Annotated in this window: 12 protein-coding genes; 4 read left to right on the top strand and 8 right to left on the bottom strand. The window is 49.3% G+C overall.

All coding sequences use genetic code 11. The features are described 5' to 3' along the window. Position 1: 1 nt before the first annotated feature. From BGX12_RS01015 to BGX12_RS01005, 3 genes are all read left to right on the top strand, one after another. A complete protein-coding gene (locus BGX12_RS01015; protein WP_109734226.1) occupies positions 2-1,438 on the top strand; it encodes an NADH-quinone oxidoreductase subunit N in 1,437 nt (478 codons plus the stop codon). A 443-nt stretch (positions 1,439-1,881) separates the two neighbouring features. After that, positions 1,882-3,294 carry an anthranilate synthase component I family protein gene (locus BGX12_RS01010; protein ID WP_109734225.1) on the top strand — a complete coding sequence of 471 codons (1,413 nt, stop codon included), beginning with the start codon at positions 1,882-1,884 and terminating at the stop codon, positions 3,292-3,294. Positions 3,295-3,460: 166 nt separating this feature from the next. Beyond that, positions 3,461-5,056 carry a bifunctional anthranilate synthase component II/anthranilate phosphoribosyltransferase gene (locus BGX12_RS01005; RefSeq protein WP_109734224.1) on the top strand — a complete coding sequence of 532 codons (1,596 nt, stop codon included), beginning with the start codon at positions 3,461-3,463 and terminating at the stop codon, positions 5,054-5,056. 174 nt (positions 5,057-5,230) lie between these two features. Here the strand turns inward: BGX12_RS01005 and BGX12_RS01000 are convergent, their stop codons facing one another. From BGX12_RS01000 to BGX12_RS15900, 4 genes are all read right to left on the bottom strand, one after another. Then, positions 5,231-6,304 carry a Fic family protein gene (locus tag BGX12_RS01000; RefSeq protein ID WP_109734223.1) on the bottom strand — a complete coding sequence of 358 codons (1,074 nt, stop codon included), beginning with the start codon at positions 6,302-6,304 and terminating at the stop codon, positions 5,231-5,233. A 129-nt stretch (positions 6,305-6,433) separates the two neighbouring features. Continuing rightward, positions 6,434-7,636 carry an ATP-binding protein gene (locus BGX12_RS00995; RefSeq protein ID WP_109734222.1) on the bottom strand — a complete coding sequence of 401 codons (1,203 nt, stop codon included), beginning with the start codon at positions 7,634-7,636 and terminating at the stop codon, positions 6,434-6,436. Positions 7,637-7,872: 236 nt separating this feature from the next. Beyond that, positions 7,873-8,154 carry an FISUMP domain-containing protein gene (locus tag BGX12_RS15905; protein WP_158278128.1) on the bottom strand — a complete coding sequence of 94 codons (282 nt, stop codon included), beginning with the start codon at positions 8,152-8,154 and terminating at the stop codon, positions 7,873-7,875. Further along, positions 8,078-9,304 carry an FISUMP domain-containing protein gene (locus tag BGX12_RS15900; RefSeq protein WP_109734220.1) on the bottom strand — a complete coding sequence of 409 codons (1,227 nt, stop codon included), beginning with the start codon at positions 9,302-9,304 and terminating at the stop codon, positions 8,078-8,080. Before BGX12_RS15900 ends, BGX12_RS15905 begins: the two co-directional genes overlap by 77 nt. Positions 9,305-9,706: 402 nt before the next feature. Here BGX12_RS15900 and BGX12_RS15995 point away from each other — a divergent pair, with 402 nt between their 5' ends. Continuing rightward, entirely contained in the window at positions 9,707-11,338 is a 1,632-nt protein-coding gene (locus tag BGX12_RS15995) for a bifunctional indole-3-glycerol phosphate synthase/phosphoribosylanthranilate isomerase (protein WP_109734219.1), read from the top strand. 153 nt (positions 11,339-11,491) lie between these two features. On the opposite strand, the gene BGX12_RS00975 is transcribed toward BGX12_RS15995, so the two are convergent. The 4 genes from BGX12_RS00975 to BGX12_RS00960 all read right to left on the bottom strand — a co-directional run bounded on the left by BGX12_RS00975 (position 11,492) and on the right by BGX12_RS00960 (position 14,917). Next, positions 11,492-12,082, bottom strand: a complete 591-nt coding sequence (locus BGX12_RS00975) for a fibrobacter succinogenes major paralogous domain-containing protein (protein WP_109734218.1) — start codon at positions 12,080-12,082, stop codon at positions 11,492-11,494. A 59-nt stretch (positions 12,083-12,141) separates the two neighbouring features. Then, the gene (locus BGX12_RS00970; RefSeq protein WP_158278127.1) at positions 12,142-13,260 is read right to left on the bottom strand and encodes an FISUMP domain-containing protein; all 1,119 of its coding nucleotides are present in this window, start codon (positions 13,258-13,260) and stop codon (positions 12,142-12,144) included. A 61-nt stretch (positions 13,261-13,321) separates the two neighbouring features. Further along, positions 13,322-14,008, bottom strand: a complete 687-nt coding sequence (locus BGX12_RS00965) for a fibrobacter succinogenes major paralogous domain-containing protein (protein ID WP_109734216.1) — start codon at positions 14,006-14,008, stop codon at positions 13,322-13,324. 27 nt (positions 14,009-14,035) lie between these two features. Beyond that, a complete protein-coding gene (locus BGX12_RS00960) occupies positions 14,036-14,917 on the bottom strand; it encodes a PD-(D/E)XK nuclease family protein (RefSeq protein WP_146196209.1) in 882 nt (293 codons plus the stop codon). Between the last annotated feature and the right edge of the window lie 45 nt (positions 14,918-14,962).

Here is a 14,962-nt window from a genome sequence, read left to right as displayed (position 1 = left end):
CATGTATACTCTTCCCAATTATCTGATTCCCGACGTTCTCCTGCTGGTGCTCCCCATCCTGGTGATCGGAGCCCGACTGGTTTGCAAGAAATCATCATCCATTCCCTGGCGCCTCGCCAACCTGGGCCTGGTGGCAACCTTCATCCTGCTGAATTTGATTCCTCTGACAAACAACTCGGGTTCTTATTTCCTGAGCAACTGGCGAGTGGACGACTTCGGTGTGCTGATGCGTGAAGTGTTCGTTCTGAGTGCTATTCTTGGGACCTGGCTTGCCAAGGATTATTTCAACCATGGTGCCGACGGCAAGCCCGCCATGATGCATCTCGCTGAATTCGTGGGAACATTGATGTTCGCCACCTTCGGCGGCTTTATCGTGGTATCCGCCTGTGACATGCTGACCCTCTTCCTGGGTCTTGAAATGGCGACCATCCCCATGTACGCCTTGACCGCCTGGAACAAGAAGGATCAGTACGGATCCGAGGCAGCCACCAAATACATCCTGATGGGTTCTGTAGCAACCGCATTTGAATTGTTCGGTTTCAGCTATCTGTACGGTTTTGCCGGTTCAATCCATTTTGACCAGATTCTTGCCGCCGTCAGCGCCGGTACCAATCCCCTGCTGTGGATTGCAATTCTGTTCATCTTCTGCGGAATTGGTTTCAAGCTGACCCTGTTCCCCTTCTACACCTGGGCTCCGGATGTTTACGAAGGCGCACCGTCCCCTGTGACCGCCGTTCTGTCCGTAACCTCCAAGGCAACAGCAATCGCATTCCTGGTGGTGCTGATTTACGGCCCTCTGGCAGCAATCCAGGAACAGGTAGCACCTCTCATCGCGCTTCTCGCCTGCGTCACTCTCTTTGTGGGAAACCTGGGCGCACTGAAGCAGAGCAGACTCCGCCGCTTTATGGCATACAGTTCCATCGCTCAGGCAGGCTACATCATGATTGCCCTGCTTGGTCCTGAGGAAATGACCAAGACAGCCATTGTCTACTACATCTTCGTCTATGCAGTAGCAAACTACCTGGCCTTCTTTGTCTTCGGCGTCATCGGTCACTATCGCGAAGAAAGTTTTGATTCTCTCCGCGGTCTCTCTAAACAGAACACCCTACTTGCCGTAGCTCTTGCAGCGGCCATGTTCAGCCTTGCCGGCATTCCGCCTCTTGCAGGTTTCTTCGGTAAGTTCCACCTGTTCTTCAGCGGGGCATCTACCGGCCACTACTTCGTGGTTGCATTTGCCGTACTGAACAACGTCCTGGCTCTTTACTACTACTTGCAAGTCATCAAGAGCGCATGGACAGACGATGCAGAAGGAGAACTATCCCCCATCCGCATGGTCAAGCGCCAGCGTTTTGCAATTATCGCCCTGATGGTTGCGACCCTTTTACTTGGGGTTCTGCCGTTCCTGAGCAATAACGTGTTCACGGGATTCACGTTCTAGTAATTACGAAATTCGTAAAAAATATAAGCCTCTTGGTTCTCCAAGGGGCTTCGTTTTATTTGAAATGAAATTTTTTATTTAATTCGGGCATTTTCCCTTGCCAATCCGTAGGGATATTCATAAATTTTTGCACATGAAGATGATTAATGTACTTTGCAAGAACTTTGATGGCCGATGGTGGCGCAGACTCTAACATTGAGTCTGGTTTTTTGCACGTATATTTAATCAAGGCAAAGGCTTCCAGACTCCCTGGAGGCTTTTATTTTTCCCCTTACATTTGAAATCCTCCAGGACGGTGAACGCGATCCGTGCCGCCAGTAAGCCAGCGCCTGAAAAGCTATTTTTTAGAAGTAAAAGCGTCATTCTGAGCGCAGCGAAGAATCCATTCCGCACTGGACCCTTCGTTTCACTCAGGGTGACGAAGAAAAACAGAGGATTGAAAAATGACAGAACCTCGTACCGATAGCATCTACGTTGCCCTCCCCGGCGAACGTTATACACCTTTCTCCCTGGGTAAGAAACTGGGTGCAAAGGCAATCTTTGAATCCGCAAGCTTTGCCCATGGCAAGAGCCGCTATTCCACCCTCATGGTGGACGAAGGTTTCCGTCTTCGCCAGAACGAAAAGAACGTGACCATCGTGGTTGACGGTCAGGAAAAGGAATTCCTCAAGGAAGGCGAAGGCGATATCCTGGATGCCCTCCTGAAGATTTCTGCAGAAAACACCGTGCCTCCTAACCAGATTCCCATTCCCTCCTCTGGCGTGGGCTACCTGGGTTACGAATTCTGCGCACGCTGCGATACCATTCACCTGGCACCCCAGGTGGATGAACTGAACATTCCTGAAGCTGAATTCATGGTGGGCCACATCTACATCGTGTTCGACCACTACACCGAAAAGCTTCACCTGTTCGCTCTGAACTATGAAGAACACCAGATTGACCTGCCGGCCGCCATCAACAACGTGAAGAAGCGTCTGGCCGACATGGACTTCAGCTACCTGGCTCCGGAACAGGAAGTGGCCAAGGGCGTTACCGTTACCGATCTTTCCAAGTCCAAGGAAGAATACTCCGCCAAGGTGGTGGAACTTCAGAAGCACATCGTGGCCGGCGACATCGTCCAGGCCGTGCCTTCTCGCCGCATCCAGTTCGAAAGCGACATCGAGGCTCTGGACATTTACCGCCGTCTCCGTTCCGTGAACCCGTCTCCGTACATGTTCTACCTGGATTACGGTACCCACCAGTTCATTGGCGCATCTCCAGAAAGCTTGGTACGCGTCCGTGACGGTATTGCCACCATCCACCCCATCGCAGGTACCCGCCGCCGCGGCAAGAACGACCTGGAAGATGAAGAATTGATGAAGGAACTGAAGGCCGACCCCAAGGAACGCGCAGAACACCTGATGCTGGTTGACTTGGCTCGTAACGACCTGGGCCGCGTCTGCTCCGCCGGCACTGTTGACACCGTAAAGTACATGGAATGCGAAAAGTACAGCCATGTGATCCACCTGGTTTCCGACGTCCAAGGCAAGGTCAGCCCCCTCAAGAAGTCTATCGAAGTGCTCCGTTCCAGTTTCCCCGCAGGTACGGTGAGCGGCGCTCCCAAGATCAGCGCCATCGAAATCCTTTCTGGCCTGGAAAAGGTCAAGCGCCGTTTCTACGCTGGCGCCGTGGGCTACATCGAATCCGATGGCGACCTGGACTTCTGCATTTCTATCCGTTGCTGCCTCAAGCAGGGCAAGAAGATTAGCCTGCAGGCTGGTGGTGGCATTGTGGCCGCCTCCAACGCAGAACGCGAATTTGAAGAAACTAACGAAAAGCTGGGCGCTGTCCGCGCAGTCCTGGAAGGAAGCAAGTAGGCGCGAGGTCGCTACGCTTTCAGCTACGAGGTCGCGCCGAAGGCGCTTTGAGCTAGATAATGGCGGCTACGCCGCGTAACTTAAAACTCAAAGGCCGAAGGCCGCCCTCAAAGAGAGCCCCCTTGTGGGGCGAACGACCTCAAACCTCGAACCTAAAGGATTTATCATGATCGTTTTAATTGACAACTACGATTCTTTCACTTATAACGTTTACCAGGCTCTGGCCAAGATCACCAACGAAGAAATCCGCGTGCTCCGCAGCAAGGAATGCACCATCGCTGACATCGAAGTACTGAACCCCAGCCGCCTCATTGTAAGCCCGGGCCCCGGCCGCCCCGAAGACGCAGGCATTTCTGTTGAAGCCATCAAGCACTTCGCAGGCAAGCTCCCCATTCTGGGCGTGTGCCTTGGTCACCAGGCCATCGGTTACGCCTTCGGCGCAAAGATCGTAGGCGCAAAGTTCATCAAGCACGGCATCGTCGAAGAAATCAACACCGACGGCCGCGGCCTCTTCCGCACCATCGGCAAGAAGAACCCCTTCACCCGCTACCACAGCCTGGTTATCGACGAATCTACCCTCCCGCCGGAATTCGAAGTGACCGCCCGCGCCGACGACGGCGACATCATGGGCATCCGTCACAAGACCATGGATATCGAAGGCGTACAGTTCCACCCGGAATCCATCGCCAGCGGCAAGGAAGCCGAATTCTTCAAGGCATTCCTCAACTACCGTCGCGAACCTCTGGACGTTCGCGGCATCCTGAACACCCTCATGGTTGGCAAGGACCTGACTCGCGAAACTGCTGAAATGTTCATGGACGACCTGACCGACGGCATCATGGACGAACGCCAGATGGCTGCTATCCTTACTGGCCTTTCCTGCAAGGGTCCCGTGGCCGACGAAATCGCAGGCTGCGCCGCAGTGCTCAGCCGTAAGAAGCGCAAGTTCCCCATTGCTGGCGACGAGCTCACCGACATCGTGGGTACCGGTGGCGACGGCAAGGGCAGCTTCAATGTGAGCTCCATGTCTGGCCTTATCGCAGCAACCTGCGGTTGTAAGATTGCAAAGCACGGCAACCGCGCCGTTTCCAGCAAGTCCGGTGCAGCAAACTTCTACACCGCCGCAGGCTTCAAGCTGGACATGACTCCGGAAAAGGCTGCAGAAGTTCTGCAGAAGACCGGCTTCGCCTTCCTCATGGCTCCCGTCTATCACAGCGCCATGCGTTTCGCAGGTCCTGTCCGCCAGTGCCTTGGCATCAAGACCATCATGAACCTCATCGGACCTCTCACCAACCCGGCAGAAGCCAAGTACCTTTGCATGGGCGTTTACAGCGAAGCTGTGCTGGAACCCTTTACCAAGGCAGCACATGCCCTGGGTGCAAAGCGTGTCATGGTAGCCTTGAGCGACGACGGCTACGATGAAATTTCTCCCTGCGTCCCCACCACCATCGCAGAAATTCTGGAAGATGGCGTGTACAAGACTTACCGCATCGACCCCAAGGACTTCGGCATCCCCGCTGTGGATGAAGACGACTTGGCAGGTGGCACCGGCGAAGAAAACTTCAAGCTGGGTCTGGACATGTTGAACGGCAAGGGCCGTCCGGGCATCAAGTACGCTTGCGCCCTGAACGCTGGCGCCGCCCTCTACATTAGCAAGAAGGCCGCCACCATCAAGGAAGGCTACGACATGGCCATGAAGGCAATCGAAGACGGCTCCGTACTGAAGACCATCGAAGCAGTGAAGGTTGCTAGTAATTCCTAATTAGAACATCGCGGAGACCATGTGCCTCACGGTGTCATCCTGAGCGTTAGCGATATAGAATTGTTGGAACTTTAGTTCCTTACAATTCTTAGGTTCAAAGGAGCAGGATCTAGAAACAGAAAGGACCTGAGAAAACTCAGGTCCTTTTTTTGCATTTTTAATATTGCAAAGTCTCTAAACTGACGGCACGATAAACACATGCCATTTGCCAACATCTTTCCCGCGTTCAATATAATGGCAATCAAGAAGGTGCTGAACCAGCTTGTTAACAGCTGAAATTCGAATACCAATTTTTCGCTGAATATCGGCTAGCGTCAAAACCGGTTCACTTTGCATAAGGTTCAAAATACGGCCATAATTCGGGGTGCGAAATTCAACGCACTCGCCATCATACCACCAGATATTTTCACCACACTTTGTAAGAAAGCGAACATCGCCATCAATTTCTTGCGCCACCATATTCTTAAAATACTTGAGAAATGGAGCGATAGTTCGCAACGAGGCATTCGCGCCTAATGTCGGCGCAGCACCTACAGCCAGATCAGTCGCATGCAAGGCTTCTAGATATTCGTCTTTCTTTCGACTGCGAACAACTACCATGGGAATATCATGTTTCGCCAAAATGTAATTGACTAGCAAACGAGCGATTCGACCATTTCCATCTTCGAATGGGTGGATTCTAATATACCGATAATGGAACAGCGCAGCCAATTCCACAGGGGACAACTTCCCCTCTTTTTCTGCAGCATTATACCAATCCACCAAATCCGTCATCAGTGCAGGAGTTTCTTCTGGTGACGCATAGTCGAACCGATCTCCATAACGCGTAATGACACTATTTGGGCGGGTCTTGTATTGCCCTGCGTGAACCACATACCCGACTTGCATTCCACCAGGCAGTTCCCGATGAACGGAATAATCCTCCCGCAGTAGAGTATGATGCAGGCCTCGTATAAAATTTTGTGTAAGTGGAGTTTCCTTGATTTTAGCTTCAGCCACCATCATCTTGAGAGACACTTCGCTGGCCACCATCTCCTGAACGCTCCGCACGTTCGCTTCACCAATCACCTTCCCGAACAGCAAAAGGATTTCCGTCTGTCCATAAGTAAGGGTGTTCCCCTCGATATGGTTGCTGTTATAGTTGAAGTCAACGGAAAAACGACGAGCAAGACGAGCCCTATTTTCATCTGAAACAGGCAGGAGTTTTCTCCACGCATCAAGGGCTTTTTCCAATGTTAGGTATCTCATACCACCTGAAAATAGCAAAAATTTCACTAAAAAGGTAGTCAAACAACCACCTTTTTACAAACATTTAGTTCTAAAAGACCTGTTTTAGGTAAAAGTTTAGTTGGAGTCTTGGAGACAATAAAATCTCATTCAAAATTTTTCCACGGGCACGACCTTAATAACATACCCGTTCTTTTCAATGAGCCGTTCATCATTCCATGTTACAATGGTAAGGTTATCGCACTTCAGTTCGCCGGCGCATTCCACAAGGCTACCCACCTCTCGCTTTTCTTTTTTTTCGTTCGACATCTCGTAACAAACTTGAATTAGCTGCTTTACCTTGTTACCTTCACGAACTACAAAATCCGTTTCCTTGTCATTACGGGAATGGTAGTAGAACAAGGATTTTTCGGTATCGTACCCACGGCGAAGCAATTCAATAAAGACTTGATTTTCCAGAAGTTTTCCCAGATTTTCGCTAAGACTAAACGCCCTCGACGAAACAAAGCCATTGTCAACCACATAGACCTTGCGCGGAGCCTTTTTCATCAGTTTTAATTTGTTGTTGTATCTATCCAGATAATAGAACAGGAATGGCTCATGCAAATAGTCCATGAACTTTTTTGTCGTGGCAACGCTGGATAGGCCAAGGTCGTCCGCCACATCGTTGTAGCTGAATGTTCCCGTAAAATTTGCAAGAAGGAAAGTAGCCACATTATTCAGGTCCGTAACATTTCGGATTTTGTGCCTGCGAACCACATCCTTGTACACAATGGAATCGAACAGTGTCTGCAAGTATGTTTGCGTTATGGCCCGTTGCGACACCGTTTCTGGATAGCCCCCGTTTTTAAGATAATCGTCCTTGGTCAATTCCCGATTAAACGCGTTCGTTTCAAACAAACTAAAAGGCAGCATCTTGATTTCAAGATATCGGCCCGTAAGCACTGTTGCCATTTCTCCCGAAAGCATGTTGGCGTTACTACCTGTTATAACCAGGTTGTACCCACGACGAAAAAGCTTGCCGACCCAAACATCCCAGCCACTTACATTTTGGACTTCATCAAGCAAAAGGTACTGAAAATTCGGGTACACCTCGTTCAGCAGCATTTCCGCCTGTTCCTCGTTCCAGCCTTTTAGCAATTCATTGTCATCGAAATTCAGGTAAGCAAAATTCTTCCCGCGCAGCATCAAAATAGCCTGGGTGGATTTCCCCACGCGACGAGGCCCCGTTAACAACTTTATGTTCGGGCTCTGGAGCAAAGCATCAAAATCATACACCGTTTGACGTGTAAGGTAAGGCTCCGCCAAAAGGCGGTCCCGTTCTTTTCGCTGATTGAGCATGGCACTTTTCATGCCTTAAAAATAGCATTTTTAGTCAGCAAAATAATCATATTGAATAAAAAAGGTTAATTTTTATTCAATACAGCAAGCAAATTGAACAAAATGAATCTTTCTATGAGAGTCCGAACAGAGTTTAATTAGACAACCTATTTTAGGTAAAAGTTTAGTTAGAGTGGCGTTCTCACGCCACTTCGCTGCACCTCGGTTATAAAAACAAGCAAGCTTGTTTTTTCAACCCTCGGTTTGCTTTAGTTCTGGAGACAACGAACAGAGAAGCCGCGGTTCCTATAGTTGCTGCCCATGCTGGCACCCTTGCCGTCGTAGTACAAGTACATGTCGTCGGCGAGGTAGCTACCGTACACGCTAGCAGACCAGAAGTAGGCGCCGTAGCCGGCATCGTTGAAACCGTTGTAGTTGCGGCCTGCAGGGAGCGCGGAGAAGCCGTAGGCATCCCTATCGGCAGCATCGCCCCGTCTGCGATTTCCAGCCGGTCTGCGACTTGAGTGCCGTACCCGCCTTACTAGAGTCACCCACCGCTGTGAACAAGGTCTGCCATTCGTCATAACTCGGCAGGTGCCAGCCTTCGGGGCACACGCCTTGAACAACTGTCGGCAGCGTACAGTTCTCACCATAACCGCAAGTCTGAGGATTATCAGCATCGTTCGCCAAAGCAACGGAGTCAATGGCCGCAGCCCAAGTGTAAAGGCGACCAGTCACTTCGCAGTTGGCTTCTATGCCGCCGTAACAATAGCTCTTGGCCGTTCCCTTGTTGTAATAGTAGTTCAGGTTCTCCGCCATCCACACCTGGTCACCGATTTTTACAGTCTTGTAGGTCTTATTGTCGCGAGTGTCTGTCATCTCGCCATACGAAACCTTCGGATTCAAGAATTCATCCTTCGACATCTCAAAAAGGCCACGACTGCTGCTGGAGGATTTATTGAAACTGCTGGAACTGACCAGTTCTTCAGAAGAACTACTCGCAATGACGCTGGAACTAGATTCTACGCTGCTGCTGGACTTCGCCTTGCTGGAGGACGAGGACTTGCCATCGTCATTACCGTCGCTGCTGCTGGATTCCGGGTCGGAGCCCGGAATGACACTGGAACTGGATTCTACGCTACTGCTGGACTTAGCCGTGCTAGAGGACGAGGACTTGCCATCGTCATTACCATCGCTGCTGCTGGATTCCGGGTCGGAGCCCGGAATGACACTGGAGGAACTAGACCCTTCGACTTCGCTCAGGGTGACACTTGAAGAAGAACTGGATTCAATCGATGACGAAGAATTTACAGAGCTAGAAGACTTTTCGCTACTAGAGCTAACTACACTGCTACTGGACATCGGGTCGTCCTTCTTGCTACTGGAAGAGCCTGGGTTGACAGAAGAAGAGGAACTGCCCGGCTTGACACTCGACGAGGAATCGTCGCCGTCCGTTTCGTCATCGGAAATCCATTTGCCGTCTTCGCAGATGTAGGCGGTCTTTTCATTCTTCACGTAGGCGGTAGCGCCCTCACGCTTGCCGCTGCAAACAGGCAAGTCATCGAAAGTCGCAACAACCAAATCGGACTCGGAAACAGAACCATTTGCAGAGGTCCCGGAATTGGACTCGCCGTCACCGCAGGCCCAAAAAGCCAGTGGTGCACAAAGCAGCGGAAGCATCAGCGAAATCTTTTTACGCATATAAAACTCCTAGGGCGAAATGGAGGTTGTCTATAAATAGAAATATACGCTTTTTTTAGATAAGCACAACAGACAAGTGCTAACTCAGCCCTTACAAGCGGGCAATGCTCGCAGCAAATTCAACAAAATCGCTTAGGTTATTCTTGACAATGGAGTAAATTATTTTGTTGTCAATAACTTCGTATTGACAAACCTCTTTATTTTTTCGGCACGGCAAGCACGGATAATCGGTAAAATAACTATTTCAACAAAACAACGCAAGCCGATTTCCAAACGCAATTTTTCATTTATCTTTTTTTCTAAATTTTACAGGTAAAATTTTAAGCCCCGTGCCCAGCACTTTGAGCATCAAACCTCGTACCTGGAGCCTCGCGCCTCGTGCCTCGAACCTGGAGCCTATATATGAGCGAAGATATTTTAAAGAAGATTGTTGACCGCAGGCGTGCAGACATTGAACGTCTTGGTCTCACCTTTGGCTTTGACATTCCCGAAAAGCGTACCGTTGGCCGTTGCGAATTCCTCGGCCGCCCGGGTCCAATTTTGGAAGTCAAGCGAGCTTCGCCCTCCAAGGGGGACATTGCCCCGGACTTGGTTCCTGCAGATTTGGCATGCACCTATGCCGCCGCCGGCGCACAGGCGATTTCAGTGCTTACAGAAACCAACTACTTCAAGGGAACTTTGGCTGACTTGATTACGGTGGCCAAGGCCGTGGATAATGGCGATGGAACCAAGAAGTGCGCCGTGCTCCGTAAGGACTTCTTGCTGTTCGAAGATGAAATCGATATCGCCTACCGCTGCGGCGCCGATGCGGTTCTTTTGATAGCCCGCATTCTGGATGACGAACAGCTGATCAAGATGGCCAAGCGCGCCCAGAGTTTCGAGATGCAGGCTTTTGTGGAAGTACGCGAACCAGATGATCTAAGAAAGCTGAATCTTGTTTTGGAAACGTTGGACAAGGAAGCCGCTGGGGACGCTGCGAAAAGTGCCGAACGCACCATCGTTGCAGGCGTAAATTCCCGCGACCTGGCAACCTTCCACATCGACCCCATGGTTCCTGCAGCTATCCGCAACAAGCTGCCGGCAAAAGCTGTCTTTGAAAGTGGCGTGCACACTCCTGCCGACGCCGCATTCGCCCGCAGCCTTGGCTTCAAGGGAATTCTCGTTGGCGAAGCCGTGGCAAAGAACCCGCCTCTGGCAGCAAAGCTGGTTGCCGCATTTGGCGCCGCCGAAGATAACCGCCGCGGAGATTTCTGGAAGACCTTTGCAGAACGCCGAGACGCCAAGCGCGCCGCCTACGGCGCACAGATTCCCATGGTCAAGATTTGCGGCATCACTCGCGAAGAGGACGGCTTTGCCGCCGCCGAAATGGGCGCCGACATGTTGGGCTTCGTTTTCAGCAACACCAAGCGTCTGACCAACGAAAAGTTCGTCCGCGACTTTACCCAGTTGCTCCGTAGCGAATACGAAGCCGAAGGAAAGCTTTGCCCCCTGTTTATTGGCGTCATTACCGAGACCACCACAGAAGAAGGCAAGACCGCCATTAAGCTTGCGGCCGAAGGCGTTCTGGACGCAGTGCAGTTCCACGGATTTGCAGCCCCCGCATTTGATTCCACATGCAATTGCGCTGAAGCGCTTGATAATCTTGCATGTCATTGCGAGGAGCGCAGCGACGCGGCAATCCAGGCAGTCCCAGCAACACTCCCCTGCTACAACGCCCTTCGCATCGGTTCCGCAGAAGACTTCGAAAACTTTGCCGCCATCCGCAAGCACGGCGAGCCCCGCGTTCTCCTGGACGCCAAGGTAGAAGGCATCCCCGGCGGATCAGGCCAGCGCATTCCCGAAGAACTGCTCCGCGAAAAAGCAGGCGAAACACCCTTCTGGCTCGCCGGCGGCATCACTCCCGAGAATGTTGCTGAAATCTGCAGCAAGTTCTCCCCGGAACTTATCGATGTTTCCAGCGGCGTGGAAGACGCTCCCGGCATCAAGAACGCAGAAAAGATGATGCAGCTGTTCGAAGCAATCAATAGTTTGTAAAAAACAGAGCTCTTCCTACTGAAAACTTTTTCAAAATTAAGCAAAAGTTTTCAGTAGAAAATTCAAACAAGATCGTAGCCAATCTAGTCCACAAAAATACCCCCAAAAGATTGACTCTTTTGGGGGATGTTTCTTTAAATACTTGTTATCGCTTTAATTTCGGATACAACGAACTGAACGCCCATATTCCTTATCGCCGACATAGATGCCTGCAACGCCATAATCTACACCCAAGAGGTGGGCGCCGCCATTGGCTAAACCAAAGTCATCTTCCGTAGAAGACCAAAAGAAAGTTTGTTCGCCCAAATAACCAAAAGCTGTTAGAGTCTCGTCATTAAAATAGAGGCCTGCAGGGAGAACAGAAAAGCCATACTCATCCATTCCATTCTTCCAGTTGCCGACACGCAAATTACTAGACCGTTCTTTACCCGTAGTTCCAAAATTTACCAAAAAGGCATTAAATTCCCTCTTACTGGGCAGATGCCAGCCCGTAGGGCATGCATTCTTTGCTGCATCCCAGGTGTACAAACGGCCATACTTTTCGCAATTGGCCGGGTTGTTATCATAGCACATGGAACCCGGCACCTCCACATTCAGATTTTGTGCCATCCATTCACGGCCACCGATTTTCACAGTCTTGTACATTTGACCATCACGGGAATCCTTAAACATTCCTGCCATGGAGCACACAACCAGCATACCAATAGCTATAAAGATTTTATTCATCATCATTTCTATTTTCATATTTTTTCCTTTAGCGAAGCATTTCAGATTTTTTTTAATTTACTACCCTCGAAATGAGCCTAATTTGAGTCCTGGATACAACGCACCGAGCATCCGATGCCCTTGCCGTAGCTGTGGACGCCCGCATTGTAGTCGGCGATGCTCAGGTAGTAGGCGCCGGGGTCACCGTCCTCCGTAGAAGAACAAAATATGGTTTCGTAGTCCAAACCATCGCACTGCTTGTAGGTGCCGTGGTAGTAGCCAGCAGGGAGAGCGGAAAAGCCATACTTGTCTTTTCCGTTTTCCCAACTACCTGCGCGTAGATTTTTAGCAGAAGCCCCTACAGTAGTCAGAAGACTTTCAAATTCTCCCCTACTAGGCAAGTGCCAGCCACTGGGACAAGCCATCTTTGCAACCTCCCAGGAGGTGTACAGGCGACCGTATTTTACACAGTTGTCAGGATCGTTGCCATAGCACATGGAACCCGGCACATCCACATTCAGGTTCTTCGCCATCCAAACCTGATTGCCAATTTTCACAGTCTTGTAAGCCTGACCATCACGGGAATCCTTTAAAGTTCCGCTCGGTGGCTGCGAGGATGCTTCGCCACCCTCGTTAGAGTCCTGGAGACAACGCACCGAGAGTCGTCTGTGGTACTCGTTGTCGTGGGAGACGTCCGCGTAGGGGACGATGATCAGGTAGTAGGCGCCGGTGTCACCGTCCGCCGTAGAAGACCAAAATCTGGTGAAGTCGCCCAATTCGTTGAACTTCTCCCTGCTGGCGTACTCGCCAGCAGGGAGAGCGGAAAATCCGTATTTGTCTTTTCCGTTTTCCCAACTACCTGCGCGTAGATTTTTAGATCGTTCTTTTTCAGAAGCCCCTACGGTAGCCAGAAAGCTGTCAAACTCCTCCCTGCTAGGCAAGTGCCAGCCACTGGGACAAGCCATCTTTGCAGCCCCCCAGGTGTATAGGCGGCCGAACTTTTCACAGTTGGCAGGATCCTTGTCATAGCACACTGACCCATGAACATTCACATTCAGATTTTTAGCCATCCAAAGTTGATTACCGATTTTTACCGTAGGATACTCGTTTCCGTCGGCATCAGTCACATTCGGACCAGGAATCATTTCGGATTTTTCAGAACCACAGCCCATCAAGCCAAAAGCCGACAAGACAAATGCAGCTATTACCATCTTCATTATTTTCGATTTCATAAATTCCTCTGGTTTTAAATAAACAGCACTTGAAAAAAACTGTTCTTTAATAGTCCTCAGCACGCATTACTTTTATGCAGCGGAGAGAAAAGCCATTCGGTCTGCCAATATCTTCGAAATTCAAACCTTGGGAATTAGCATCGAAAAAAACCGCGTATGCTCGGATTTTATCCTGACCACTCCACTGTCTTGCGATAACAATGTCACTAGTCCACAGAATCGCATCGTTTCCTTTGTCAGAGTACTCTCCGTTTTTTATGCGACTTCCAGCAGGAAGAAGAGCGAATCCAAAACGATCGTTACCATTGCCATTATTTTTCCATCCTTTAGAAGATTTCAAATACTTACCGGCCCCCCCCTCCGCAAAAAAATCATCAAGATAAATAAAGTCTCTTTGATTTGGAACTTTAAAGCCGTCCGGACAAATCCCCTGCCAAGGATCCGGTGTTTTACATCTAGAATCTTTACGCGGATCGTTATAGTTATCGTTACAGTATTCTGGCAATTTCATTGCAGCCGCCCAAGTGTAAAGTCGTCCATACATTTCGCAGTTGGCTGGATCGTTGTCGTAACAATAGGAACGGTCTGTTTTTACATTGAGGTTTTGTGCCATCCAGACTTGGTCACCAATTTTTACAGTGGTGTATTCATTCCCTTGTGAATCTTTTATCGTCTCAGCGAAAGAGAAAGCCGACAAGAGTAGCGAACATAGAACAATAGAGGATAATTTCATGGTTGAATCCTTTCTATATTAGGTTGTTTATTCAAGATCTATCAATTCCTGAAATTTCACAGAAATTGCAGACGACTGGCTAAAAGGTTTTTCACGGCCCATCTTTTTTTTCAATTCAATGGGATTTCCTAATTTGTAGATATGAAAATTGCTGCCACAATCCTTTAAAGTATTTACCAGAGAATTCCATTCAGGAGATTCCTTCTCAAACACTTCAATAACGGGGTAAAGCCGTTCAATGCAAGAACGTGTTTTCCCACCAAAAATTTTCTTTTCTTCACGAGGCGCAATCATCATCGGATTGTGCGGTAAGCCGTCATGAATATAAAAGCCGTTTTCTAAGTTTTCTTTTTGGGATTTCTCCTTAATAGAGACTGCCCACACCTCTATGTCATGAAAATTCATGCACCTCACCTTCAGTAAATTCTTCATGTGTTCAGCAAGATCCACTTGGCATTTTTCATTTTTTAAGATTTCAAGAACATCAAGCCAACGCAAGGTCCCTGTAACTACATTTTTAATGGGATTCAAGCGTTGAGGAACTTCTGTCAACGTAAGCAATACCTTGTTTTGGGCATCGGATTTTTCCAAAATGCTCTTATACTTTGATATTTGCGCATTTTCAACAGAATTGTTCCCAACTTTGGCTTCTACCACAACATCCCATTTACTATTGCTACAGCGAATATCAAAACGACTCGTTTTTTCATCGTCATTTTCTGTATTCTCTGCACTTACGACAAGTTTATCAAGGCTCTTTTTGGTCATGAGTGGCTGACTTTGACTAGTTTTCTTTGCTTTATTGTAAAGTTTCAAAAGCAAGTCAGGCTTCGCCTTAAGCAAAATGGCCAGGCTTCTGGTTAAAGCAGTTTCTCTCTTTCCTAATAACTCAAAAACAGATTCTTGCATGTTATTTTTTTTAATTTCGCCGGCCTTCAAATGTAAACAAAAAAA

The sequence above is a fragment of the Fibrobacter sp. UWR4 genome, from assembly GCF_003149045.1.
Taxonomy (GTDB): Bacteria; Fibrobacterota; Fibrobacteria; order Fibrobacterales; family Fibrobacteraceae; genus Fibrobacter.
Note: the sequence above shows the minus strand (reverse complement) of the source record. Positions and strands in the feature narration are given on the sequence as shown.

Excerpts from the sequence above, each read along its gene's own strand:
- BGX12_RS01015 (WP_109734226.1), top strand. The coding sequence starts at position 2 with ATGTATACTCTTCCCAATTATCTGATTCCCGACGTTCTCCTGCTGGTG.
- BGX12_RS01010 (WP_109734225.1), top strand. The coding sequence starts at position 1,882 with ATGACAGAACCTCGTACCGATAGCATCTACGTTGCCCTCCCCGGCGAA.
- BGX12_RS01005 (WP_109734224.1), top strand. The coding sequence starts at position 3,461 with ATGATCGTTTTAATTGACAACTACGATTCTTTCACTTATAACGTTTAC.
- BGX12_RS01000 (WP_109734223.1), bottom strand. The coding sequence starts at position 6,304 with ATGAGATACCTAACATTGGAAAAAGCCCTTGATGCGTGGAGAAAACTC.
- BGX12_RS00995 (WP_109734222.1), bottom strand. The coding sequence starts at position 7,636 with ATGAAAAGTGCCATGCTCAATCAGCGAAAAGAACGGGACCGCCTTTTG.
- BGX12_RS15900 (WP_109734220.1), bottom strand. The coding sequence starts at position 9,304 with ATGCGTAAAAAGATTTCGCTGATGCTTCCGCTGCTTTGTGCACCACTG.
- BGX12_RS15995 (WP_109734219.1), top strand. The coding sequence starts at position 9,707 with ATGAGCGAAGATATTTTAAAGAAGATTGTTGACCGCAGGCGTGCAGAC.
- BGX12_RS00975 (WP_109734218.1), bottom strand. The coding sequence starts at position 12,082 with ATGAAAATAGAAATGATGATGAATAAAATCTTTATAGCTATTGGTATG.
- BGX12_RS00970 (WP_158278127.1), bottom strand. The coding sequence starts at position 13,260 with ATGAAGATGGTAATAGCTGCATTTGTCTTGTCGGCTTTTGGCTTGATG.
- BGX12_RS00965 (WP_109734216.1), bottom strand. The coding sequence starts at position 14,008 with ATGAAATTATCCTCTATTGTTCTATGTTCGCTACTCTTGTCGGCTTTC.
- BGX12_RS00960 (WP_146196209.1), bottom strand. The coding sequence starts at position 14,917 with ATGCAAGAATCTGTTTTTGAGTTATTAGGAAAGAGAGAAACTGCTTTA.